Source organism: Halopseudomonas sp. (assembly GCF_047631575.1).
In the GTDB taxonomy this organism is placed as follows: domain Bacteria; phylum Pseudomonadota; class Gammaproteobacteria; order Pseudomonadales; family Pseudomonadaceae; genus Halopseudomonas.
Genome location: NZ_JBLIAB010000006.1, coordinates 16,111 through 39,000 on the forward strand (window position 1 = coordinate 16,111; position 22,890 = coordinate 39,000).

Below are 22,890 nucleotides of genomic sequence, written 5' to 3' on the forward strand. Positions count from 1 at the left end.
GCGGACTCTGGCGAGCCGTGCATCCGGGCTAGTATTGCGGGGGTCAGTAAGCGCTTGGTGCGGGCTGCAGCGAGTAGCTGCGCAATGTCGCAGCGAAATCTTGCAACGCGTTTATGCCACTTGCCTCCGCTTGGACGCACCATTCGCGAAGAGCATGCAGCATGTCGTGACTATTCGCGCTGGTTCGCGTCCAGATCTGCTGCAACGCCAGGCGCTTTTCGTATATTAACCGCAGACGCTGACTGTGCTCGAGAACCTGCTGGAGGCTCTCTTCGTTGCGACTGCTAAGCAAGCTGCTTTCCCGGCTCAGCAGTTTTTTGGCGCGGCGGAACAGATGCTGGGCGGAGTCATCGACACGCTGCATCTCCTGAGAAACCAGCGGCTTGATGACCAGTTTGCGATATTGCGCCATGATCTGAAAACGGTTGTTCAGCACTGCCATTGCAGTATCCATATCCAGGGTCTGCTTACCCTCTATACGGTGGGCAATAGGTGCCGTGCGTCGGACTTTGGCCAGGCCCAGCATGCTGAATAGACGAATCCACATCCAGCCGATATCGAATTCCCATTTCTTTACCGATAGCTTGGCCGAGTTGGGATAGGTGTGGTGATTGTTGTGCAGTTCTTCACCGCCGATGATGATACCCCATGGGAGGATGTTGGTGGCAGCATCCCGGCACTCGAAATTGCGATAGCCCAGGGCATGACCCAGACCATTAATAACGCCTGCGGCCATAACGGGAATCCACATCATCTGTATCGCCCATACAGTTATACCCAGTACGCCGAATAGTGTCAGATCTATGATGGCGAGGAGCGTTACACCGGCTAGCTGAAAGCGACTGTACAGATTGCGCTCGATCCAGTCGTCCGGGCAGTTCTTGCCGTAGATGCGAAGGGTGTCTTCGTTTCTGGCCTCTTCCTTATAGAGCTCGGCGCCTTTGCGCAATACCGTTGCTAGGCCCTTGTGCACGGGGCTATGAGGATCCTCGATTGTTTCGCATTTGGCGTGATGTTTGCGGTGGATTGCAGTCCACTCACGGGTATTCATGCTGGTTGTAAGCCACAACCAGAAACGGAAGAAATGCTTTAGCGCCGGGTGAAGTTCCAGCGCGCGATGGGCTGAATAACGGTGTAGATAAACGGTCACGCTGACAATGGTGATATGGGTCAGGACCAGTGTCACGGCAAGTATTTGCCAGCCGGATAGTTGTAATGAACCTTGATACCACATGGTCTGTAGTTACCTCTCTGAAGACTTTTCTTGCTGCATCGGCGACGTTACTGAGGCTCGATTATGTATCAGCGCAACCACAAATGACACGACCGTCAGTCATTTGTGGTTGCGCCGCGCAGGTGGCGAGAGAGAGTATGTAACTTATCTTGTACATGGGGGATATATTTGTATAAGTAGTGTACAAAAGTAGTGCTAGTTAACGTCACTATTTTTGGAGAGTCTCATGATTGCATTTACTCAACATTTTACCCGCCAAGCCCGTCATTTGATGTTCGCTTTTCTGGGAGCAGGCATGCTGGTCGCGGTGCCTGTCCACGCTGATGATCACGCTGGTATGGCGAAAATGGACATTGTCGATACAGCTGTCGCTGCAGGCAGCTTCAACACATTGGTTGCCGCAGTGCAGGCTGCCGATCTGGTTGAGACGCTGAAAGGCGAGGGCCCGTTCACCGTTTTTGCTCCCACTGATGAAGCTTTTGCCAAGATTCCTGCTGCTGACCTCGATGCCTTGCTGGCGGACAAGGAAAAACTGACTGCAGTACTGACCTATCACGTGGTTGCCGGCAAGGTAATGGCGGCTGATGTGGTCGGCATGACAAGCGCTGAAACAGTGCAGGGCAGCTCACTGACGATTGATGCGACTGATGGCGTAATGGTCGATTCAGCGACTGTAGTCAAAACGGATATCGAGACCAGCAATGGCGTGATTCACGTGATTGATACGGTACTGATGCCCGGTATGTAATATTTTTTGTTGGTAGCAAAAAGGCAGACTTTGGTCTGCCTTTTTTATTGACTCAAGGTACTCTTTATCGGCCTTGGTTGATGTCAGTGTCTCTCAGGTTTTCTGTAGCAGGTTCTCTTCGTTGGACGCGCGCAGGTCAGCGGCAACCTGCTGGTCGATGGTGGTATCAGCGGCGACATCCTCGGCTAACGTGGGCGACGAGGGTGAGGTGTCCTTGGCTGGAACCTGGTGGGGCGACATGGGGGCCTCGATAGCTGTTGCCGGAGAGCTAGGGCCGCGCAAGTGAATGCGATAGATTGGTTCGGGCATTTCGATGCCGGCCTGATCGTACGCCGCTTTGACCTGGCGGATAGCCTCGCTGCGGGCCTTCAGAAAATCACTGTCGCGCTGGTTGATCCAGGCTAGAAAGCGCAACTGCACGGTGCTATCGCCCAGTTCGGCTACCAGTACCTGCGGTTCCGGATCTGGCAGAATCCCAGTCGTGGAGGCTAGTGTATCAACCCCCAGTTTGCGTGCTTCCTGCAAGTTGAAGTCGACCGAGACACCTACCATGAACTCCAGCCGCCGCAGGGGATTGCGCGTGAAGTTGGTCATTGCCGAGGTGATAATCAGACTGTTGGGTATGCGTAAATGGTTGCCATCGCGGGTCATCAATACCGTGTCGCGTGATGTGAGACGCATAACGGTGCCATTAAATGTGCCGACCTCGATGATATCGCCGACATCGAAGGGATTGCGCGCGCTCAGCAATACGCCGGCTAGATAATTTTCCACGATATTGCGAAAAGCGAAACCTACCGCTATGCCGGCTACCCCTGCGACCCCAAGGATAGCGCCAATCAGCGCCGTGGCATCGAGAATCTCAAGCACGATTAGCACGCCCAGCCCGGTTATGGCCAGCCGCATAATGCGTTTACCGAGATTGGATGCAAGCTCCGAGAGTCCAATATGACGTAACCACGCGCCGCGCGAGCCAGCCCAGCGTCCCAGTAGCCAGAACACAATCAGCACGACCAGCGCCACCAATATTACGTGTGCAAGCTGGAGTAACTGATTGCCCATGTCCTGAAATTTTTGTGTGGCTGGGCGTACCCGTGCTGAAACGTCAGTTTCTTCTACAAGCCGGCTTTGCACATGGATGACCCCCTCGACGCGACGGGCTATAGCCATCAGTTCCCGTACCGAGCGGGCGTTCGGTACATCACCGGTCAGCGTGACCACACCTTGATTTACGTCGACCTCGATGTCGTCGACAATATCGATGGCCCCGAGTACGGCTTGCAGCCGCGAGCGAATCGCCGAGTCGTCAGGGGTATTGGTTACCCGAATTTCCGGGCCCAACTCGACGCTATCCTGTGCTAGCGCGGGCAGAGAGCTGAACGTCAGGCAGATTAAGGCCGCGAGCGTGGCGGTGAAGATGCGTTTAATCATGGCTGGTTCCTTTATCTTTGGCCCGAATCAGAGCACGTTTGGCTAGCGCTCGATCTGATCTGACTACGTAACCCGGCGCACATCTATGATCATGCCATGTCAGACCAAGAAAATGCCCCGGCATTCTGCGTTCAATAGCTATGTTACAGTCAGGATTAATCACATATCGATGGGGTTGTATGACAACTGAATCCTTTGTGCCGCTCAATATGGATCGCCATGAAGCGGTATGTGTTCGGCCTGGAGACCAGTCTTGGCAGACGGCGCCCCAGGCTCCGGTCAAGCGCTGGCCCTTGGAGCGCGAAGCGCCGGAAAGTGGACAGGTAACCAGCCTGGTGGAATATTTGCCAAACGCGCGTTTTCCCGCGCACTTACATCCGGATGGTGAAGAAATCTGGGTGCTCGACGGTGTATTCAGCGACGAGGGTGGCGACTACCCTGCTGGCAGCTATTTGCGCAGTCCGGCAGGTTCGAGCCACAGCCCGTTTTCGAAACAGGGTTGCCTGATTTTCGTCAAACTCAACCAGTTTGCCGATAAGGATGACCGTGAAGTACGCATGCTGCCTTCGGATCAGATATGGAGCAAGCGCAGCGATGGCATCGTGGAGTGCGTACTGCACCGGTTTGCCAGTGAGATAACGCTGTTGCAATGTTGTGCGCCGGGGCAGGCGCTGGAGTTGCCCCAGGGTCACGGAGAGCTGCTGGTGCTTAGTGGTAGTCTGCAAAATGCTGAAGGTGATCTGCCGGCCCTTAGCTGGCTGCGCTGTCCGGATATGGGCGGTCAAAAGTTGGCTAGTCGGGACGGTGCGGTATTGATGATTAAATCTGCCGACCTGGGGGGGTACTAGGCAAACAGCCAGATAAGAGCTATGCCTAGAATGATCCGATAGATGACGAAGGGTTGCATGCCAATACGGCTGATAAAGGCTAGAAAAAAGTGGATACACAAAAATGCGCTGATGCCCGACATCAGCACACCACCAGCCATGAAAACCCAGTCTACCGGTAGGCTTGATTTGTACAGATCCCAGGACTTCAGCGCGCAGGCCATCAGGATAACCGGAATGGACAGTAGAAACGAAAAGCGCGCAGTGGCTTCACGGCTCAACCCCAATAACAGGCCGGCAGTCATCGTGATACCCGAACGAGAGGTTCCCGGAAATAAAGCCACAGCTTGTGCTAGACCAATCAACAGCACATCCTTCCAGCTCATCTGATTAACCTCCCGGACACCGCGGTGGCGCCAGTCTGCCCAGCTCAGAACCAGACCGAACACGATCAGCCCGGCGGCAATATACAGCGGCGAACGCAGTTGGTCTTCGATCGCATCCTTCAACAAAAGACCCGCGAGACCCACTGGTATGGTTGCAAGAAGCACACCCCAGGCCAGCTTGGCGTCATCATCCAGCTGCCGGTGAGTAACCGAACGGGTCCAGCTGATAGTCATGTTGACCAGATCGCGGCGAAAATACAGCATCACGGCAGCCAGGCTGCCTAGGTGTAAAGCCACATCAAATGCCAGGCCCTGATCCGTCCAGCCCAGCAGCAAAGGGGCGAGAATCAGGTGAGCAGAACTGGAAATCGGGAGGAATTCGGTAAAACCCTGTATTGCGGCCAAAACGACGATTTGCAGCCAATCCATGAAGACTATCCATTGCGCTAGTGAATTCAGGCGGCAATTAAACCACGCCCGGTTTCCTCAGGCGACTGTTCCGATCAATGAAACGCCCGTTGTGCGCTGCTATCCTGGCTATGGTCGACCAACACGGATGGTGATCAGGATGACCGCATAGTTGCGGCATGGCATCGTATATCTACCGACAAGAACAAGAGGATGGCTGCTCATGCGCTGGAAACACCGACCCGAAGGATCCAACTGGGGCGACTTTGGCCCCAACGATGAGCTGGGCAGACTCAATCTGCTGACCCCCGACAAGGTGCTACAGGGTGTAGCTGAAGTACGCGAGGGTCGCAGTTTCTGCCTCAGCTTGCCACTGGATTACCCTGGTGGTAATGCCCTAAACCGGTTGCGTCATGCGCCCAGGCGTTTCACCTCCGGCCGTGGTGACAAGCTCAACTACAACTTCGCACTCAATCGGATCAACCCGTCCTTTACCGATGTGGTCAGCGACGATGCGGTACTCCTGTATACCCAATACTCGACCCAATGGGATGCGTTGTCGCATGTTGGCAGCCTATTCGATGCCGATGGTGACGGCGAATCTGAGCCCTTGTATTACAACGGCTGGCGGGCCGGGGAGGATATTCAGGGCCCGGCAGGGCACGAGGACGTTCTCGAGGGTGTCAATGCGCAGCGTCTGGGTATCGAGAAGATGGCGGAAACGGCGGTCAGTGGACGGGCGGTCATGATTGATCTGGAGCGTCATTGCGGGCACGAGCGTGTTCTGGTCGATCATGCTCGGCTGCAAGAGATCATGCAGGCCGACGGTGTCGTCGTCGAGCCCGGTGACATGGTGTGCCTGTATACCGGATTCGCTGATGTGATTTTGAGCATGCACCGTCAGCCCGATGCAGAGACATTGGCATCCAGTTGTGCCGTACTGGACGGCCGCGACCCGGCGCTGCTGCAATGGATTACGGATAGCGGGTTAAGCCTGCTGATTGCCGATAATTATGCCGTAGAAGCTTACCCTGCTCGTGAGGGACAGGGTTGCTGCGCTGCCTTGCCGCTGCACGAGCACTGTCTGTTCAAGCTAGGCATTCATCTGGGCGAGCTTTGGTATCTCACCGAGCTTGCTCAGTACCTTCGTGCGGCTGGCCGCAATCGCTTCATGCTCACTGCGCCACCGCTTCGCCTGCCTGGCGCAGTAGGTTCACCGGTAACGCCGGTGGCACTGGTCTGATCAGCGGTCGGCGCTGACCTGAAAGCTGTCCGACAACTGGTGCAGGCGGGTTGCAGTTTCCTTTACCTGGCCCGAACTGGATCGGAGTGTACCGATGACCTTGGCCATGGAGGCGGTGACTTCCGCCACATGCCCCGCTTGTCTGCCATGTTCTTTGCTATTGGTGTCCATGACTGCAATGACCTCGAACAGCTCTTCCACCGTCCGATGCAACTTGTCGTTGTCATTAGCCGCGTTGCTGGCGCGGGTCAGTTGCTGGTCAACATCGCTAACGCCTTGCTCCATCAGGTTCACAGCCTGGTGGGTCGCGTCACGTATGGCAGTGATGCCTTGATTGATCTCGGCAGCAGCTTTGGCGGTGCGTGACGCAAGCGCGCGGACTTCATCGGCGACCACAGCGAAACCACGACCGTGCTCCCCCGCCCGCGCAGCTTCGATTGCTGCGTTCAGCGCCAATAGGTTGGTCTGGCTGGTAATGTCTGTGATCATCGAGACCATACCGGCGATCTCGCCGGAGCGCTGGTCCACTTGCTGCACACTGCTGGCGGACGTTGCCACGATATCGCGGATCTTGCGTGTACCGTCGGAGAGGGTCTCCAGTCGCTGACTGGCCGACTCCACTACCTCGGCCATGGTGCGTTTCATCTGCGCGGCTGTCTGCGAAGCGCTATCGATCGTTCTTACCTGAGCTTCAATCATGCCGAGCATCTGCTGGATAGTCAGTGTGACCTCCTCTGCGGTGTCGCTGGCTTTCTCGTTATGTCCTAGCATTTGCTCGCTATTGTGCAGCGCATGTTGACTGGCGTGTTTGACGCGCCCAACGATGGTGTCCAGATTATCGATGAAACTGTTGGTCCAACGCCCTAGTTCGCCGGTTTCGTCAGCGACCAGCCGCGTGGTGTCCATGCGCTGGCTAAGGTTACCTTCACCCTCAGCAATATTACGGATGATCTCGGTCATGCGACCCATGCGCCTAGCCAGCTTCAGCGTGCCGCGGCGCCAGAACCAAAATGCGCTTAGAGCGACTACACCCAGATTGAGTAGACTGGCAGAAGGTTGGCCAAGGCCGGCGTAGGCAATAGCAATCTGGCTGCAGCTGATGAGTAACATCAGAGCCAGAAACTGCTTCATCAGGTCATAACTTAGGGATCGGTATCGGTAAACCTCCTCTAGGTCGGCTTCGCACATCATACCCCAGCGATCGGGAGAGCCACTCAGGCTAAAAGTCACACCTTTGCCAATGACTGGAATGTGACGGTAATCGGAGTAGCCCGGATAAGTGACGAACAAATTCTGTCCCTTGCGGATGGTCTCACGCACGCCTGGGTGCAATGCTTTAGTGGCCGGGTCGGTAAAGCGCACCTCGAACTCGGTATGCTCGCGCACGTTGACCGTTCCCCACTGGGTGGTGATGCCTTCCTTGAGGTTGCCGCCGTGGCTGAAGGTATTGTCTTCGAAGCGCGAGCGAGAAAGTGCACGGCCGGGCTCAATGCCTGAGTCGAATCGTGATTCGACCATAAACACATAGTTGTCGCCGGATTCCTGATAGATGTGACCGGCCTCGCGTTGGATCAGATCACCGAGCACGTCGTTTGGAACACGGGCGCAAAGACAACACTGCTGGCCCTGGTATTCCAACGGCTGGTAGAACATCAGTGTTACTGGATCATGAAAGCTGGAGCTTGATGGGCCGAGGGCTTTGGTTCGCTGATCAATATAAGGGCCATGCAGGAAGGGTTGACACAAACCGCTTTGAACCGCTTTCGGGTTCAGTGCAGTGGAGGACGTCCGTGTGGCGGTGCTTATCAGAGAGCACCCGGTAGCGTTGACAATAAACAGTTCACTGGCATCGGCGATCTTGCGTATCCGTGTCAGCAGGTATTGATGGTCCACTGTGGTACCAGCGTCTTCCAGGTCGCGGGCTATACCCTGCAGCGTGGTCCACTGGTTGTCGCACCATTGCTGCAGCAGACGCATGCGAGTATCGGCCACGCTATTGAATATTTCCTCTAGCTGCTCATACCGATTGTTGTTTATCCAGCAAGCCCAGCCCATGCCAAGTTTGCCGGCCGAGCCGAACCAGGGTAACCAGCTGCGCTCAGCGCCTGTGAGGGTCATCTCATCACTGCGAATGGACACTAGGGTGCTCTCCGATGGGAAGGGAAAAGATTTCTTTTGCAAGAAACGCCCCACCAGAGATATAAAGCGGCATTTTTACGAACTACGCGGCCTCTCTGCCACGCGGGTTTCAGAGGTGTGTCCGGGCTTAGCACGTGTTTGGAGCATCCTAACCCGGGACATGATCTTTGCCTGCCCCGAACCGGTGCGCCAGGAGTTGGGCGCGACTTGTTCCCTCAGGCAGGCGCCCATCGGCGATGCAGCCAGGTCGTCCCTACCGCGAGTGCGATCAGACCGAACGAAAGAATGAAGAGCATGGCCTCGGTAACGGGTACATAGGGGTTGTAGGGCATCGCCAGGAACAGGCCGCCGACCACAAACAAGGCTCGCAGCGGCCAATGCAATAGACCCCGCTCGCTTAAATCACCCAGTTTGGGTAGGTAACCCTGCAGCCCACCGGCAATCAGGATGATACCGCCTACGGCACAGGTGATCGCAATGATGATCTCCGAGGCCGATCCCTGCAGCAGCAGTGCTGGCTCGAGCACGAAGAAGAAGGGTATGAAATAGATGATACTACCCATTTGCATCGACACGAAGCTGGTCTTCATTGGACTGCTGCCGGCGACGGATGCCGCGGCAAAAGCGCCAATCGCAACGGGCGGAGTGATAAAGCTGAGCATGCCCCAGTAGAGAATGAACATATGCACTGCCATTGGGTTCATGCCGCCATTTATCAGCGCGGGTGCCAGGGCTATCGCCAGGAAAATATAGGCGGCAGTGACTGGCATACCAATACCCAGTATGAAGCTCGTCAGCGCGCCCATGATCAACAGTACCAGCATGTCACCACCGGCAATAAACAACAGGTCGTTGGCAATGGTGCCGGACATGCCGGAAACCGCCAGCGCACCCATGATCAGGCCCACGCCCGCCATAAGACCGGTCAGTTCCGCAAAGAGCGCACCACAGGCCTCAGCGAACTCCTTGAAATCCTTCCATTGCCAGCGGCTATGCTTGCGTAGCTGGTTGATTACCAATAGCAAAGCGGTGGCGTAGAAGGGTGCAATGGCCTCCTGTTTCATGAACAGCAGCATCCAGATAAGAAAGGCGAAGACGAAAATGTAATGCCAGCCTTCTTTCAACGTCTGTTTTATCTTGGGCAGATCAATCGCTGGCAGGCCCTTGAGGCGGTTGCGTGCGGAGTAGAAATCGATCTGAACGAAGAGTCCGAAGAAATATAGCGCAGAGGGTATCGCTGCTGCCAAGGCGATCTCGCCATAGGGAATGTCCAGAAACGTCGCCATGACGAATGCAGTGGCGCCCATGACTGGTGGCATGAGGACGCCGCCGGTCGAGGCACAGGTCTCGACACCGGCTGCGTATGTCTTGGTGAAGCCGACCTTGCGCATAGCCGGGATCGACAGTGGTCCGGTGGTTAGAACATTGGTTACCACGCTGCCCGACATCGAGCCCATTAGGCCGCTGGAGAAGATTGATACCTTGGCCGGTCCGCCACGGACCTTACCCAGCAACGCGAACGCCAGGTCGATAAAAAACTTCCCACCGCCCGTGCGCTGCAGTGCTATACCGAACAACAAAAAGCCGATGACCAGATTGGCGAACGCCTGGGATGGAATGCCCAGTAGACTTTCATCACTGTTAGTGTGGTAGATAGCAACCAGGTCGATCGGCGTGGAAATACCGGCGAAACTGTCGGGCAGATATCCCGCCAGCATCGGGAACAGCGAGGCCATGAATACAACGATGAAAATCGGCCAGCCGCCACAGCGGCGGGTCGCTTCGAGCGCAATTGCCCATGTCAGCAAGCTGATATACACCACACGCTGAGGCGCCGCATACTCCCAGCCTTCATCCACAGCCTCGTTGGAATTGATAATGAAGAACACGCAACAACCGATACTCGCCAGGGCCAGCATCCAATCGTACCAAGGTGTCTGGTTGACGCGCCGGCCGCGACCGGCGGGGATGGCAATGAACACCATCGGCAGCATCATTGCCAGCAGCCCGTATATGTACTGGCTGGTCAACATGGTAAAGCCGGTGTAGCTACCAAAATTGAAAATCTGATAAATGGCTAGCGCCGCGGTCATGACGGCGGTTATACGCAACAGATTTCCGGCTACTGGATTGCGGATGGATTCTTGTTCTTCGGACATGAGCTGCCTCGTGCTAAAGCGTGATCTGGCGAACCGTTAAGAAAACGGACAGGGTGGAGCTGCGCTAGCGGCTGAAGCCAGGATCAAACCCTGCCTCGGTCAATGCTACGCTCCGGCGTTTCATCCAGCTTGACTGGAAAGCCTGGCCGCGCTCGTCAATGGCGGCGAGTTGCTGCTCCCAAGCGGTCTCGAGCACTCGCTGACGGTCTAGTAGGCGCTGGTTATGGGCCTCATACTCTATACTCCAGACGCCTTGTTCGCGAAAATAGCGAACGGCGCCCTCGTGGTACGGCATGACCCAATCGAATACTTGGCGACTGAGCTCCCAGCCCTCTGCACCGGGCGCAAGTGTTTTGAAGCTATCGTAGTGCTCGTCTACAAACTGGGTTAATGCATAGACTTCATCGGCGTTGCGGTCAGCATTGGTCACCAGAATGGGCAGTGCGTAGCCTCCACCATTCCAGGGATCCTGTTCTGAGACCCCCGCACCCCGAGTTTCGACCTGGGGCAGGTAATACGGGATGACATTTTTCGCGCGAGCCCAGGCGGTCTTGTCTTCTTCGGACTCGTTGGGCATTTCCAGCCAGCTGATACCGCGTGGGCTGGCGGCAATGCGTTCCATCAATGGTGTGCGGGTAGACATAGGCATCACATCGGCGTGGCCGTTGATAATGGCCTCGATCGCCTCGTTGGTGCCGGAGGCGTCCACACGTCGTACGTCATCCCAGGTCAGGCCACCGTAAGCCAGAACAGCACTGGTGATCATGTTGATCGAATCGGCACCGCGAATGAAAATCACCTTTTGCCCTTTGAGTTCCCGCGGGTGCTCCAGGCCGGTGTCGCCAGCGGCTGCCAAGCCAAAACTCTGAGTGCCTTGAGAGGCTAGCACCATGCGGATCGGTTGCGGACCCCAGTCCGGCTTGTTGAACAAAAAGATCCCTTCCTGGCCAAAATAACTGGCAATGCCGCAGAGGCAATAGCTGGCGCGCCCGGTTTTCAGCGGGATCATCCGTGACACGTCGTTACGTCCAGGCAGAATACGGATATTGCTACCTTCTTCGAACTTCAGGAGTCCGCCCAGAGCTGCTGCCTGCGCGTAACCGGCAGCGCCGGTACCATAAGCGGTCCAGACCATCACGCGGGGTAATGCAGATTCTGACGCGACAGCCAATGATTGTGTCAGCACCATTGCTAGTGTGGCGACGAGCCGGTAGGAAGGAAATCGCATGGAAATAAACCCTATTTTGTTTCGCTGTGCGGAACATTGTTATGTTTATGTTTCGCTTAACAGAATAACATTTTACTTTACATGAAATGTATTGCAAAAGACTTGGCGTAATGAAACGTTAATCTTGCGTTTAAAAAGCCAAAAATTGATACAGATTGTTGCTCAGAGCAGAATATGGATTCAAGCATGTCGCGCCTGGTTGTGCGCAAAAAAAACCCCAATTCCTGAGAATTGGGGTTTTCTAGCAGCGCATTAAATTATGCCGCTTGAAACGCCTATTAGACCTTGGATTCCAGCTCAGGAATCGCATCGAACAGGTCGGCGACCAGACCGTAGTCGGCCACACCAAAAATAGGTGCTTCTTCATCCTTGTTGATCGCAACGATCACCTTGGAGTCTTTCATGCCAGCCAGGTGCTGAATAGCGCCAGAAATACCGACGGCAATGTACAGGTTCGGCGCGACGATCTTACCGGTTTGACCGACCTGCATGTCGTTGGGTACGAACCCGGCATCGACAGCTGCGCGTGATGCACCCACTGCAGCGCCAAGCTTGTCGGCGAGCGTGTAGAGCATTTCGAAGTTTTCGCCGTTCTGCATGCCACGGCCGCCGGAAACAACGATCTTGGCGCCGGCCAGCTCGGGACGATCGGACTTGGCCAATTCTTCATTGACGAAGCTCGATACACCGGCATCCTGGGCGCTGGATACGGCTTCAATGCTGGCGCTGCCACCTTCGGCTGCAACGGCATCAAAACCAGTGATACGCACAGTCATGACCTTGATAGCGGCGTCCGACTGCACGGTGGCGATTGCGTTACCCGCATAGATGGGGCGCTTGAAAGTGTCAGCGCTTTCCACTTCGATGATCTCGGAGATCTGGTCTACGTCCAGCAAGGCAGCTACCCGCGGCATGTAGTTCTTGCCGTTGGTGCTGGCCGGGCAGATTACGTGGCTGTAATTCTTACCCAGCTCGGCAATCAGCAGTGCGATATTTTCGGGTAACTGGTGGCCATAGACCGCATTATCGGCCAACAGAACCTTGGTAACGCCTTCGACCTTGGCTGCTTCATCGGCAACGGCAGAACAACCTTCACCGGCTACCAACAGGTCAATGTCGCCACCGATGGCCTTGGCAGCGGCAACGGTGTTCAGGGTCGCGCCATTAAGCGCGGCGTTGTTGTGTTCGGCAATAACCAAAATTGTCATTTAGATCACCTTGGCCTGGTTCTTCAGTTTGTCGACCAACTCGTCCACAGAGCTTACCTTGATACCGGCACTGCGAGCGGTGGGGGCTTCAACCTTGAGAGTCTTGACCGTGGAAGCGGTGCTGACACCCAGATCGTCTGGCTTGAGCACTTCCATCGGCTTCTTTTTCGCCTTCATGATGTTGGGCAGCGATGCGTAGCGCGGCTCATTCAGGCGCAGGTCCGTGGTCACGATAGCGGGCAGAGTCAGATCGACTGTCTGCAGGCCGCCGTCGATTTCACGGATAACCTTGACCTTGTCGCCTTCAACCAGCACCTCAGAGGCAAAGGTGCCTTGGGCATAACCGCTCAGTGCAGCGAGCATCTGACCGGTTTGATTGTTATCTGAGTCGATAGCCTGCTTGCCAAGAATGACCAGCTGGGGCTGCTCTTTATCGACGACGGCCTTGAGCAGCTTGGCGACGGCCAGTGAGCTCAGGTCTTCGGCGCAATCGACCAGGATGGCACGATCTGCACCCAGCGCCAGGGCGGTACGCAGCTGCTCCTGGGCAGCAGTCGGACCGATGGACACAGCGATAACTTCAGTCGCGACGCCTTTTTCTTTCAGGCGTACGGCCTCTTCCACAGCGATTTCGCAGAAGGGGTTCATGGACATCTTGACGTTGGCGAGATCGACACCGGAATTGTCCGCTTTGACGCGAATCTTCACGTTGTAATCAACCACGCGCTTTACGGCGACGAGGATTTTCATGGACGCTAGTCCTCCACAGGTCTATGGGACGCCCGAAGGCGCACGACAATTAAGGGGTCGCATAGGATACCGAGCCAAAACACGGCCCGATAGTGCCAATTTGCTAAATTACACGACAAAAGCGCCGGTATAACGGCGAAATTGCCGTTATACCGGTAGAGTAGAGGCTTAGGCCACGCTCATCAGCTTAGCGTAAGCTTCAAGATGGTGGTCGTCATCACCTAATTGATGACTGATCATGACCAACCGTTTGGCGTAATGGGCACAGGAATACTCCCAGGTCATCGCGATACCACCATGCAATTGGATCGCTTCTTCTGCGACCTTGCGTGCAGAGCGGTTGACCAGGAACTTCGCTGCGTTTAGCGTACGGCTGCGCTCGACGGCATCGGCTTCGTCTGCCACGCAGGCGGCCAAAATGGTCATCGATGTAGCCTGTTCCAGCTCAGTGCGCATGTCGACCATGCGGTGCTGTAGCGCCTGGAACTTGCCGATCGGCACGCCAAACTGCTTGCGTTGCTTGAGATAGTCCAGCGTCATGTCGCAGGCAACTTCCATTGCGCCGATGGCTTCGGCACACAGGGCGGCAATAGCGCGGCCAGCCTGATAGTTGATCGCAGTGTACGCATCGCCGGCCTGGCCGAGCAGTTCGCCCTGGGCATTGTCTAGGAATAATTCGCATCCTTTGCGCCCATCGACCGTGGCATAGTCGCGACGAGAGACACCGGTAGTGCTCGGATCAACGATGAACAGGCTGATGCCTTTTTCATCGCGTACATCACCTGCGGTGCGAGCCGAAACCAGAATCTTGCCGGCAGTGTGACCGCCGATAACCACAGCCTTGCGGCCACTCAGGCTCCACTTGCTGCCGTCTTGCTTGGCAGTAGTCTGCACGTCGTTTAACAGGTAATGACTGCTAGGTTCGTCCAGTGCAACGGCTGCCTGCAGCTCACCGGTAGCGATGGCGCCCAGCAACTCTTCTTTCTGGCTGTCTGATCCCAGCTGGGTAATCAGACCGCCAGCCAGGATCACTGATTCCATGTAGGGTTCCAGGCAGATACCACGGCCCAGCTCCTGCATGATCAACATGTTTTCCACACCGGTACCACCGAATCCACCGAGCTCCTCGGGGAAAGGTATAGCGGTCAGGCCCAGTTCACCCATCTGTTGCCAGAATTCGGGGCTAAAGCCGGTTTCGCTAGCGCTGAATTTCTCGCGCTTGTCGAATGTGTAGGCGTCGCGTACCAGACGTGCCGCGGTTTCCTGCAGCATCTGTTGCTCTTCTGTGAGTTTAAAATCCACGACTAATCTCCTACAGTTCAAGAATCATTTTAGAGACGATGTTCTTCTGGATCTCATTGGATCCGCCGAAGATCGACAGTTTGCGCATATTGAAATAATCACCCGCCAGCGAAGGGCTGGACTCGGTGTTCAGCATGTCGCCATCAAAATCATATTCCAGCTCTTCCGGTAGGAAGGGCAGGGCGTACGGACCAATCGCCTTGCGCAGCAGGTTGGTGATCGCCTGACGGATTTCAGTACCCTTGACCTTGAGAATGGAGCTCTCGGCACCGGGTACGCCACCTTCTTTCGCAGCGGCGATAATACGCAGCGTGCTCATTTCTGCGGCTATCAGTTCAATTTCGACGGCGGCAATCTGTGAGCGGAAGACGGGATCGTCGATCAAAGGCTTGCCGTTTCTGTGCTGTTGGGCTGCAACATTTTTCAGGTGCGTCATTGCCGCCTTGGAGGCGCCAATACCCGCCAGACCAGTACGCTCATGAGTCAGCAGATACTTGGCACAGGTCCAACCCTTGTTCTCTTCACCAACCAGATTCTCGACAGGGACCTTGACGTCATCGAAGAAGACTTCGTTGACTTCGTGATCGCCGTCCAGGGTGATGATCGGACGTACGGTGATACCGGGTGTGGCCATGTCGATCAGCAGGAAAGAGATGCCGCGCTGTTGCTGTGCTTCCGGATCGGTACGTACCAGGCAGAAAATCCAGTTGGCATGTTGGCCTAGAGTGGTCCATGTCTTCTGACCGCTGACGATATAGTGATCACCATCGCGTACGGCGCGGGTTTTCAGCGAAGCGAGGTCAGAACCGGCGCCGGGTTCGGAATAACCCTGGCACCACCAGTCTTCGCCAGACAGGATGCGTGGCAGATAATGATGCTTCTGCTCTTCGGTGCCGAACTTGATGATCACAGGAGCAACCATGTTGACGCCGAACGGAACCGTGCGCGGCGCGCCGAAAGCAGCCGACTCTTCGTCGAAAATATGTTTCTCGGAAGGGCCCCAGGTGGTGCCGCCGTGCTCTACGGGCCAGCCTGGCGCGTACCAGCCGCGCTTGGACAGAATTTTCTGCCAGCGATTGTGGTCGTCCTTGGATACGTTCTTGCCATTTTTTACCTTGGCAGCGATATCGTCCGGCAGTTCGGTTTTCAGGAATTCCCGCACTTCATCGCGGAAGGCGAGTTCTTCTGGGGTGTAATGAATTTCCATGTCAGGTCCTCGTTTAAATACAGATACAGGCCTACGATTATTGCCGTGAGGCCTCACTATTAGACATCAGCTTCAGAGATCAGCGAACTTGCGTCCCTCTTTGGCGAGCTTCTCGAGCAGCGGCGCCGGCTTCCACCAGGCTCCGTATTTCTTGTGAAACTCGCTTATTCGGGCATAAACCTTGTCTAGTCCCAGACTATCAGCATAAAACATTGGGCCGCCTTGGTGTGCAGGGAAGCCGTAACCATTAATGTAGATGACATCAATATCGCTGGATCGTTGCGCAATACCTTCCTCGAGAATTTTGGCACCCTCGTTGATTAGCGCGAACAGCGTGCGCTCAAGAATGTATTCGTCAGATAGCTGCCGTCTCTCGACGCCCTGCTCAGTGGAAGCGGCTTCGAGGAGCGCCGGCAGTGCCGGGTTCTCCAGCGGAGTGCGTGAACCTGCTTCGTAGAGATAAAATCCGCGTCCCGTCTTCTGTCCTAGCATACCTGCCTCGGCCATCCTATCAAGGATTGTCGGCAGCTTGTAATCTGCCGATAGCGTCTCACGCTGGCGGGTACGAATGCTCAGGCCAATATCCAGACCAGAAAGATCACGCATGGCGAAAGGCCCCATGGCCATGCCGAAAGAGCGTAGCGCACTATCGACTTGAGCGGGAGTAGCCCCTTCTTCAAGCAGAAACTCGGCTTCGCGCCCGTACTGGAAGACCATGCGATTACCGACAAAACCGTCGCAGACACCGACCGGTACAGCGACTTTTTTTAGTTTCTTGCCGATAACCATGGCGGTCGCCAGCACGTCATTAGCCGTTTTTTCACCGCGCACCACTTCCAGTAGACGCATCACGTTTGCCGGGCTAAAGAAGTGCAGACCCACCACGTCCTGCGGACGCTGGGTGAACTCGGCGATCTTATTGAGATCTAGTGACGAGGTGTTGCTGGCCAGTATGGCGCCGGACTTGCAATGAGTGTCGAGCGCCTTGAACACGGTCTGTTTGACCGTCATATCCTCGAATACCGCTTCGATCGCCAGATCCACAGTAGACAGGTCGGCATAGTCAGTAATACCTTCGACCAGTTCCAGGCGCTTGTTCATTGCGTCTTCGGTCAGGCTGCCTCGCTTGACGCTCATCATGTAGGTGTCGCGGCAACGCTGCATAGCCTTGGCTTTTGCGTCTTCGCTGATCTCCAGGATCTTCACCGCAATACCCGCATTAGCGAAGCACATAGCAATGCCTACACCCATGGTGCCGCCGCCGATTACACCAGCGGAGTTGATCTCGCGGGTCGGAGTGTCCTTGGGTAGATCATCTATCTTCGACGCCAGCCGCTCAGTGAAGAAGGCATACACCAACGCGGAGCGCTGCGGTGAAACCAGGCACTCGCCGAACAGTTCGCGCTCGCGGGCAAGCCCTTGCTCTAACGGCAGTGTAAAGGAGGCTTCGACGGCAGAGATGCAGCGACGTGGAGAAAACAGACCCGGCATTTTTTTCTCGATTTCGGCGCGTTTGGCTGCCACCAGTGCTGCGTTGTCGACACCCTCTAACTTGTCGGTGCGTTCTCCGGTGCGCCTGGCACCTTTGTTATCACGGAGCAGCTGTTGCGCATAAGCAACGCCGGCTGCCGTTAGGTCACCGTCGACCAGTTCGTCGATAATGCCCAGCTCGCACGCTTCGGCGGCACCGATGGGGTTACCGCTGACTATCATGTCCAGCGCTTTTTGCACGCCGACCAGGCGGGGCAAACGCTGGGTGCCGCCGGCGCCAGGCAGAAGGCCCAGTTTGACCTCTGGCAGACCGACCTTGGCGGTCTTCAAAGCAATGCGGTAATGACAGCTGACGGCGACTTCCAGACCACCACCCAGGGCGGTGCCGTGAACCACCGCCACGCTTGGCTTGTTACAGCCTTCGATGAAGTTGACCACTTCAGGCAAGCCAGGTGCTTTCGGCGGCTTGCCAAATTCCTTGATGTCGGCGCCAGCAATGAAGGTTGAGCCTTCACACACCAGAACAACGGCTTTGATTTCGGGATCGGCTTCAGCTGCCTTGAAGCTATCTTGTAGACCTTCGCGCACGGCAATACCCAGTGCGTTGACCGGGGGATTATTGACTCTGACAATCGCTATGGCGCCTTGTCGTTCCAGTGTGACCACGTCCGACATGCTCAATCTCCATCTGTTGTGATGACAATCTGTTTTACTGTGCGAAATAATGAAATCATATTCCGCCAGGCAAAATACAAAAAAAGTGCAGTGTTGTCGATGCTCTCTGCGGATGAAATGCGATGCGATTAGCGTGCGTGATGGTGGCCGCCCTAGACCCCTAAGCGCTCAATATCGCGTGCGAGCATAGCAAGTTGATGAGCCAACTGATTTTGTACCTTCTCTTCAGAAACCAGATAAGACGGCGCACCGCAGGTCAGAGCCATGATGGTACCGTCCTGCAGGTGCAGCGGTACGCCGGCAGCGTTCACGTTGCGATCCCAGTCCCCCAGAGAAAGGCAGAAACCATGGCGGGCATAATCTTCGAAGGCCTTATCCAGGCGGGCAGATGTTTCTGCCCAGTTATCCGGACTGCGGCTGGCAAGAGCGGCGATCACGTGACTGCGCTCGTCTTCTTTCATCGCTGCCAGATAGGCGCGTCCGGCTGCGGTGGTACCCAGAGGCAGGCGTACGCCGACATCCATGCGCAGGGAAGTAGTTTCCGCAGGCCGGCAGTTCTCGACATAGATCATCGAGAGACGATCACGGCAGGTAAGACCGACCGAGGTGTTGGTCGATCGGGCGAACTCGTCCATGTACGGCTTGGCCAGCTGGCGCACCCGCAGATTGGATACATAGGCATAACCCAATGCGAGTACCCCTGAATCGAGCTGATACTTTTCCAGTTGCGGGGAGTAGCTGAGATAGCCCAGTTTGGTCAGGGTATAGGTCATGCGCGAGACGGTCGGCTTGGGCAGGCCAGTTATGCGGGCGATATCCTGATTGCCCATTACCACTGCTCCCTGACTGAATGCGCGCAGCACATCGAGACCGCGCGATAACGCCTCGACAAACTTGCGGTCTTTGGTCGGGGTGTCTTCACTGACTGTACTGAGGTCTTCGTTCATGGCCTGTTACCTTGCATGTGCGCGGCGTGCACCCATTATCGCTGCTCGGAACGGTCTAGCAATGAGGGCGCCGCTGCGATGTTTTTATTGTAGCCTGACTGAAACAATACCGATTCTGCAGAGCGGTATGAACCTATCTGGGCCCCAATGATTGCACAGCCAAAGAGGATAGAATAGCATATTTTGGTATTGTATTCCGCTGTGCAAAATCATGATTCAAATAAGAGGTTCTCATGTCGACACCCGCTCATTCCATCGCCAGCGCGCAGTTGGCGCAGTCGGGACACGTCAATATCAGTGACATTCTGGCTAAGGCTTGCCAGGATTACGGTGATAAACCTGCTTTTTCCTGCGGTGCCGACACGCTCGGCTTCAATGCGCTGGCAGCCCGTGCCGACGCGTTTGCCCGTTACCTACGAGGTTCTGCCGGCTTGGAACCGGGCGATCGTCTGGCCATTCAACTCCCAAACCTGTTGCAGTATACCATCGCGATTTTCGGTGCGCTGAAGGCCGGTCTGGTCATCGTCAACGCCAATCCGCAGTACACCGCTTACGAAACACGTCATCAATTCGCTGATTCCGGTGCGAAGGCGGTTGTTGTGTTGGACAAGCTGGTACCGCTGGTACGCAAGATTCAGGGTGAGACCGAGATTGAACTGCTGATTGTGACCAGCCTTGATGATTATGCCAATCCCGAATACGCCAGCGAAGCGTCGGACGAGGTGAGGTTCATGCAGGCGTTGCGTGAAGGCGAAAAGCTCCCCGCGGTGCAGCCTGAGCGGGATCTGGATGATCTGGCGCTGCTGCAGTACACGGGTGGCACAACGGGAGTATCCAAGGGCGCGATGCTGACCCATCGCAATATCCTCAGCAACGTATTGCAGGCAACCAACATCATCCGTCCGGGCGACGTCGAGTATGGCAACGAGGTGCGCGTGTCGCCACTGCCGCTTTACCATATCTTCGCGTTCACGGCGAACTGCATCGCCTCGGTTGCTACGGGGTTTCACAGCATACTGATCACCAATCCACGTGATCTGGACGGCATGTTTGTTGATTTGAAACGGCACAAGATTACCCTGCTGACGGGTATTAACTCCTTGTTTGTATCTTTGATGGCGCATCCCGAGTTCGACAGCGTCGATTTTAGCAGGCTCAAATGGGTTAACTCTGGCGGCGCACCGTTGAACACAGAAATAGCCAAGCGCTGGCTGGCACGCACTGGCAGCGTTATACGCGAGGGCTATGGTCTGACCGAAACCTCTCCGGTAGTCGTCGCCTCAACCGCGTTTACGCCCTACAAGGAAGGCTTTATTGGTCGTGCAGTGATCGATACCGAAATGCGCACGGTGGATGATGATGGTAAGGAGACGCCTCGCGGTGAGCCCGGTGAATTGTTGATTCGCGGCCCGCAGGTCATGCAGGGCTATTGGCAACGCCCGCATGAAACCGCCGAAAGTTTTACCGATGACGGCTGGTTCAAGACCGGTGATGTCGGTGTGATAGATGAGGAAGGCTTCCTCAAATTGGTGGACCGCAAGAAGGATATGATTCTGGTGTCGGGTTTCAATGTCTATCCCAATGAGATCGAAGATGCGGTCATGCGGCATCCGGGAATACGTGAATGCGTGGCTGTGGGGATTGAGGACGAGAAAAAAGGCGAGGCGATCAAGTTGTTCGTCAGTCTGCATGATGCCAGCCTAGGCAAGGATGCAATTATTGCTCACTGCCGCGAACACCTGACCGGCTACAAAGTGCCAAGCCATGTGGAAATCCGCGATGATCTGCCCAAATCGACTGTTGGCAAGCTGCTGCGCCGGGTGCTGCGAGACGAGGCGCGGGCGCGGGCCGGATCATGAGTGCACTGACATATCAGGAAAGTAACGGACTCGCCGAGATTGCCATGGACGACGGCAAGGTTAACGCGCTTTCCGAAGTGATGATCGAGGATCTATTGGCGGCTTTGCAAACAGCCGCTGATGCCGATCTGCCAGTACTGATACACGGTCGACCCGGTTGTTTCAGTGCTGGCTATGACCGACGACTAATTGCCGCCGGAGGCCCTGCAAGTATTGCGATGCGGGCGGCTGGAGACCGGCTGACGCTGGCTTTATTGGATCATCCGGCACCCGTGGTGATTGCCTGCACCGGGCACGCTATGGCCAAGGCCGGCTTCCTGTTGCTGCTGGCCGACTATCGGTTGGGTGTAGTGGGTGGGTTTCGTGTGAGCCTTAACGAAGTCGCCATCGGTATGACCATGCCGGAACCTGCAATGGCTCTGGCCCGTGAACGGCTGGCGCCGACCTGGCTCTCTCGATGCGCCTTGCAGGCTGAGGCGCTTGACCCACAACAATCTGTGTCAGCGGGTTTCCTCGACGAGCTGACCGAGCCCGAGCAGCTGCTGGGCAAGGCACGCGAGAAGTTGACGACGCTGGCCGCGCTGGACCGTCCGGCCTACCGGGAAACGCGTCAGCTGCTAAACGCAGCTCTGCGTGCGGAGCTGGTTGAGCTATTCGTGCTGGCTCAGCGGCGCTGATCTAGCAGCACTTGCTTAGCTGTGCGTGCGTGCTTAACCGCGCTGGTATGTACCGATCAGGCGGTTCATTGCCAGGCAGTGAGGCTCGACCTTGGCCAGCAGTTCCCACAGGCTGAGGTCGGCTTGCAGGTCGAGATCTTTATCCAGCGCGAGTACCCAGAAATAATACTTATGCTGTCCGTGACCCTCGGGCGGCATCGGCCCGTTGTAGCCGGTTTTGCCAAAATTGTTTTTGCCTTGGGTATATTCATCTGTTCCTTCAGACAGTTGAGTTACAGAGCCGGGTATGTTGTACAGCGTCCAGTGCACAAACCCATAGGTGCCTTTTGGCGAAATCAACGGCGCGTCCGGATCATGACAGATTACGGCGTAGCCCTTGGTCCCCTCGGGAGCATTATTCCAGCTCAGCGCCGGTGAAACATCTTCGCCTTCACCGGTGAATTTACTCGGGATTGCGCCGTCGTGATTGAAGGCACTGCTAGTAAGCTGCATGTCGTTGGTAAATGCAAAACCCATACGGTACTCCTAGATTTTCTGCAATTGAGTGATCGACTCGCTGAGCGCGTCTTAACCGATTAGGGCGCTGAGCAGCCATAAGCCAAGTAGTAGCCAGATTACTGCGGCAACGAAGTGCCGCCGCAGGAGCGAACGCACACCAGCATAAATCAGCAGCAAGCCGATAATGACGGCGACGACGGTAAAAATATTACTGTTGACCCCAAGCGCGCGGGAAAAACCGTTCACAAAGGCCGTACTGGCCCCGCTCAGAACGGCGAACACCCAGGCCAAGCTGTCGACCACCAGACGCACCAGCGTACCTAAGGCTTCACCCAGCCATTCAAAGGGATTGGACGATAATTGCATCAATTGTTTCCATGGTTAGACCAAGTGTTAGCGCAGGCACACCTTAGCAGAAGTGGGCTCGGCGTCGAGCGTCACTCCGTCGGTGCCACCCCGACAGTCGTCGAGGC

The 22,890-nt window shown here is 55.8% G+C and carries 19 protein-coding genes; 5 read left to right on the forward strand and 14 right to left on the reverse strand.

All coding sequences use genetic code 11. The annotated features are described in order from the left end of the window. Positions 1-43: 43 nt before the first annotated feature. Positions 44-1,234 (reverse strand): delta-9 fatty acid desaturase DesA, encoded by a 1,191-nt coding sequence (gene desA / locus ACJAXR_RS11775; protein ID WP_415058468.1) that lies wholly within the window; start codon positions 1,232-1,234, stop codon positions 44-46. Between the two features lie 226 nt (positions 1,235-1,460). Here desA and ACJAXR_RS11780 point away from each other — a divergent pair, with 226 nt between their 5' ends. Next, positions 1,461-1,982, forward strand: coding sequence for a fasciclin domain-containing protein (locus ACJAXR_RS11780; RefSeq protein WP_415058469.1), 522 nt, complete (start codon positions 1,461-1,463; stop codon positions 1,980-1,982). 93 nt (positions 1,983-2,075) lie between these two features. On the opposite strand, the gene ACJAXR_RS11785 is transcribed toward ACJAXR_RS11780, so the two are convergent. Then, positions 2,076-3,413 carry a mechanosensitive ion channel domain-containing protein gene (locus ACJAXR_RS11785; RefSeq protein ID WP_415058470.1) on the reverse strand — a complete coding sequence of 446 codons (1,338 nt, stop codon included), beginning with the start codon at positions 3,411-3,413 and terminating at the stop codon, positions 2,076-2,078. A gap of 179 nt (positions 3,414-3,592) precedes the next feature. On the opposite strand from ACJAXR_RS11785, the gene ACJAXR_RS11790 reads away from it, so the two are divergent. Next, on the forward strand, positions 3,593-4,261 hold the full coding sequence (locus ACJAXR_RS11790; protein ID WP_415058471.1) for a cupin domain-containing protein: 669 nt from the start codon (positions 3,593-3,595) through the stop codon (positions 4,259-4,261). Here the strand turns inward: ACJAXR_RS11790 and ACJAXR_RS11795 are convergent. Beyond that, positions 4,258-5,055: an undecaprenyl-diphosphate phosphatase gene (locus ACJAXR_RS11795; protein ID WP_415058472.1), complete on the reverse strand. Its 798-nt coding sequence runs from the start codon at positions 5,053-5,055 to the stop codon at positions 4,258-4,260. The genes ACJAXR_RS11790 and ACJAXR_RS11795 overlap by 4 nt on opposite strands. Before the next feature lie 202 nt (positions 5,056-5,257). Between ACJAXR_RS11795 and ACJAXR_RS11800 the strand changes: the two genes are divergently transcribed. Beyond that, positions 5,258-6,277 carry a cyclase family protein gene (locus tag ACJAXR_RS11800; RefSeq protein WP_415058473.1) on the forward strand — a complete coding sequence of 340 codons (1,020 nt, stop codon included), beginning with the start codon at positions 5,258-5,260 and terminating at the stop codon, positions 6,275-6,277. Here ACJAXR_RS11800 and ACJAXR_RS11805 read toward each other — a convergent pair whose 3' ends face one another. The 9 genes from ACJAXR_RS11805 to ACJAXR_RS11845 all read right to left on the reverse strand — a co-directional run bounded on the left by ACJAXR_RS11805 (position 6,278) and on the right by ACJAXR_RS11845 (position 19,383). Further along, complete coding sequence (locus ACJAXR_RS11805; RefSeq protein WP_415058602.1) at positions 6,278-8,395, reverse strand: methyl-accepting chemotaxis protein; 2,118 nt, start codon at positions 8,393-8,395, stop codon at positions 6,278-6,280. A gap of 236 nt (positions 8,396-8,631) precedes the next feature. After that, positions 8,632-10,575, reverse strand: a complete 1,944-nt coding sequence (locus ACJAXR_RS11810) for a TRAP transporter permease (protein WP_415058474.1) — start codon at positions 10,573-10,575, stop codon at positions 8,632-8,634. Between the two features lie 64 nt (positions 10,576-10,639). Beyond that, the gene (locus tag ACJAXR_RS11815) at positions 10,640-11,803 is read right to left on the reverse strand and encodes a TAXI family TRAP transporter solute-binding subunit (protein WP_415058475.1); all 1,164 of its coding nucleotides are present in this window, start codon (positions 11,801-11,803) and stop codon (positions 10,640-10,642) included. Positions 11,804-12,081: 278 nt separating this feature from the next. Further along, entirely contained in the window at positions 12,082-13,011 is a 930-nt protein-coding gene (locus tag ACJAXR_RS11820; protein WP_415058476.1) for an electron transfer flavoprotein subunit alpha/FixB family protein, read from the reverse strand. Further along, on the reverse strand, positions 13,012-13,761 hold the full coding sequence (locus ACJAXR_RS11825) for an electron transfer flavoprotein subunit beta/FixA family protein (protein ID WP_415058477.1): 750 nt from the start codon (positions 13,759-13,761) through the stop codon (positions 13,012-13,014). Positions 13,762-13,929: 168 nt separating this feature from the next. After that, a complete protein-coding gene (locus ACJAXR_RS11830) occupies positions 13,930-15,063 on the reverse strand; it encodes an acyl-CoA dehydrogenase family protein (RefSeq protein ID WP_415058478.1) in 1,134 nt (377 codons plus the stop codon). Between the two features lie 10 nt (positions 15,064-15,073). Then, positions 15,074-16,270, reverse strand: coding sequence for an acyl-CoA dehydrogenase family protein (locus ACJAXR_RS11835; protein ID WP_415058479.1), 1,197 nt, complete (start codon positions 16,268-16,270; stop codon positions 15,074-15,076). 72 nt (positions 16,271-16,342) lie between these two features. Then, positions 16,343-18,436 (reverse strand): 3-hydroxyacyl-CoA dehydrogenase NAD-binding domain-containing protein, encoded by a 2,094-nt coding sequence (locus tag ACJAXR_RS11840; RefSeq protein ID WP_415058480.1) that lies wholly within the window; start codon positions 18,434-18,436, stop codon positions 16,343-16,345. 152 nt (positions 18,437-18,588) lie between these two features. Beyond that, the gene (locus ACJAXR_RS11845) at positions 18,589-19,383 is read right to left on the reverse strand and encodes an IclR family transcriptional regulator (protein WP_415058481.1); all 795 of its coding nucleotides are present in this window, start codon (positions 19,381-19,383) and stop codon (positions 18,589-18,591) included. Positions 19,384-19,616: 233 nt separating this feature from the next. Here ACJAXR_RS11845 and ACJAXR_RS11850 point away from each other — a divergent pair, with 233 nt between their 5' ends. Both ACJAXR_RS11850 and ACJAXR_RS11855 read left to right on the forward strand, forming a co-directional pair. Further along, positions 19,617-21,242: an AMP-binding protein gene (locus tag ACJAXR_RS11850; protein ID WP_415058482.1), complete on the forward strand. Its 1,626-nt coding sequence runs from the start codon at positions 19,617-19,619 to the stop codon at positions 21,240-21,242. Further along, a complete protein-coding gene (locus ACJAXR_RS11855; protein WP_415058483.1) occupies positions 21,239-21,919 on the forward strand; it encodes a crotonase/enoyl-CoA hydratase family protein in 681 nt (226 codons plus the stop codon). Before ACJAXR_RS11850 ends, ACJAXR_RS11855 begins: the two co-directional genes overlap by 4 nt. Before the next feature lie 33 nt (positions 21,920-21,952). On the opposite strand, the gene ACJAXR_RS11860 is transcribed toward ACJAXR_RS11855, so the two are convergent. Then, positions 21,953-22,435, reverse strand: coding sequence for a YbhB/YbcL family Raf kinase inhibitor-like protein (locus ACJAXR_RS11860; protein ID WP_415058484.1), 483 nt, complete (start codon positions 22,433-22,435; stop codon positions 21,953-21,955). Between the two features lie 51 nt (positions 22,436-22,486). After that, positions 22,487-22,783 (reverse strand): hypothetical protein, encoded by a 297-nt coding sequence (locus ACJAXR_RS11865; protein WP_415058485.1) that lies wholly within the window; start codon positions 22,781-22,783, stop codon positions 22,487-22,489. Between the last annotated feature and the right edge of the window lie 107 nt (positions 22,784-22,890).

What these genes read in the sequence shown, in the direction of transcription:
- desA (WP_415058468.1), bottom strand. Translation starts at nt 1,234, where the DNA reads ATGTGGTATCAAGGTTCATTACAACTATCCGGCTGGCAAATACTTGCC.
- ACJAXR_RS11780 (WP_415058469.1), top strand. Translation starts at nt 1,461, where the DNA reads ATGATTGCATTTACTCAACATTTTACCCGCCAAGCCCGTCATTTGATG.
- ACJAXR_RS11785 (WP_415058470.1), bottom strand. Translation starts at nt 3,413, where the DNA reads ATGATTAAACGCATCTTCACCGCCACGCTCGCGGCCTTAATCTGCCTG.
- ACJAXR_RS11790 (WP_415058471.1), top strand. Translation starts at nt 3,593, where the DNA reads ATGACAACTGAATCCTTTGTGCCGCTCAATATGGATCGCCATGAAGCG.
- ACJAXR_RS11795 (WP_415058472.1), bottom strand. Translation starts at nt 5,055, where the DNA reads ATGGATTGGCTGCAAATCGTCGTTTTGGCCGCAATACAGGGTTTTACC.
- ACJAXR_RS11800 (WP_415058473.1), top strand. Translation starts at nt 5,258, where the DNA reads ATGCGCTGGAAACACCGACCCGAAGGATCCAACTGGGGCGACTTTGGC.
- ACJAXR_RS11805 (WP_415058602.1), bottom strand. Translation starts at nt 8,395, where the DNA reads ATGACCCTCACAGGCGCTGAGCGCAGCTGGTTACCCTGGTTCGGCTCG.
- ACJAXR_RS11810 (WP_415058474.1), bottom strand. Translation starts at nt 10,575, where the DNA reads ATGTCCGAAGAACAAGAATCCATCCGCAATCCAGTAGCCGGAAATCTG.
- ACJAXR_RS11815 (WP_415058475.1), bottom strand. Translation starts at nt 11,803, where the DNA reads ATGCGATTTCCTTCCTACCGGCTCGTCGCCACACTAGCAATGGTGCTG.
- ACJAXR_RS11820 (WP_415058476.1), bottom strand. Translation starts at nt 13,011, where the DNA reads ATGACAATTTTGGTTATTGCCGAACACAACAACGCCGCGCTTAATGGC.
- ACJAXR_RS11825 (WP_415058477.1), bottom strand. Translation starts at nt 13,761, where the DNA reads ATGAAAATCCTCGTCGCCGTAAAGCGCGTGGTTGATTACAACGTGAAG.
- ACJAXR_RS11835 (WP_415058479.1), bottom strand. Translation starts at nt 16,270, where the DNA reads ATGGAAATTCATTACACCCCAGAAGAACTCGCCTTCCGCGATGAAGTG.
- ACJAXR_RS11840 (WP_415058480.1), bottom strand. Translation starts at nt 18,436, where the DNA reads ATGTCGGACGTGGTCACACTGGAACGACAAGGCGCCATAGCGATTGTC.
- ACJAXR_RS11845 (WP_415058481.1), bottom strand. Translation starts at nt 19,383, where the DNA reads ATGAACGAAGACCTCAGTACAGTCAGTGAAGACACCCCGACCAAAGAC.
- ACJAXR_RS11850 (WP_415058482.1), top strand. Translation starts at nt 19,617, where the DNA reads ATGTCGACACCCGCTCATTCCATCGCCAGCGCGCAGTTGGCGCAGTCG.
- ACJAXR_RS11855 (WP_415058483.1), top strand. Translation starts at nt 21,239, where the DNA reads ATGAGTGCACTGACATATCAGGAAAGTAACGGACTCGCCGAGATTGCC.
- ACJAXR_RS11860 (WP_415058484.1), bottom strand. Translation starts at nt 22,435, where the DNA reads ATGGGTTTTGCATTTACCAACGACATGCAGCTTACTAGCAGTGCCTTC.
- ACJAXR_RS11865 (WP_415058485.1), bottom strand. Translation starts at nt 22,783, where the DNA reads ATGCAATTATCGTCCAATCCCTTTGAATGGCTGGGTGAAGCCTTAGGT.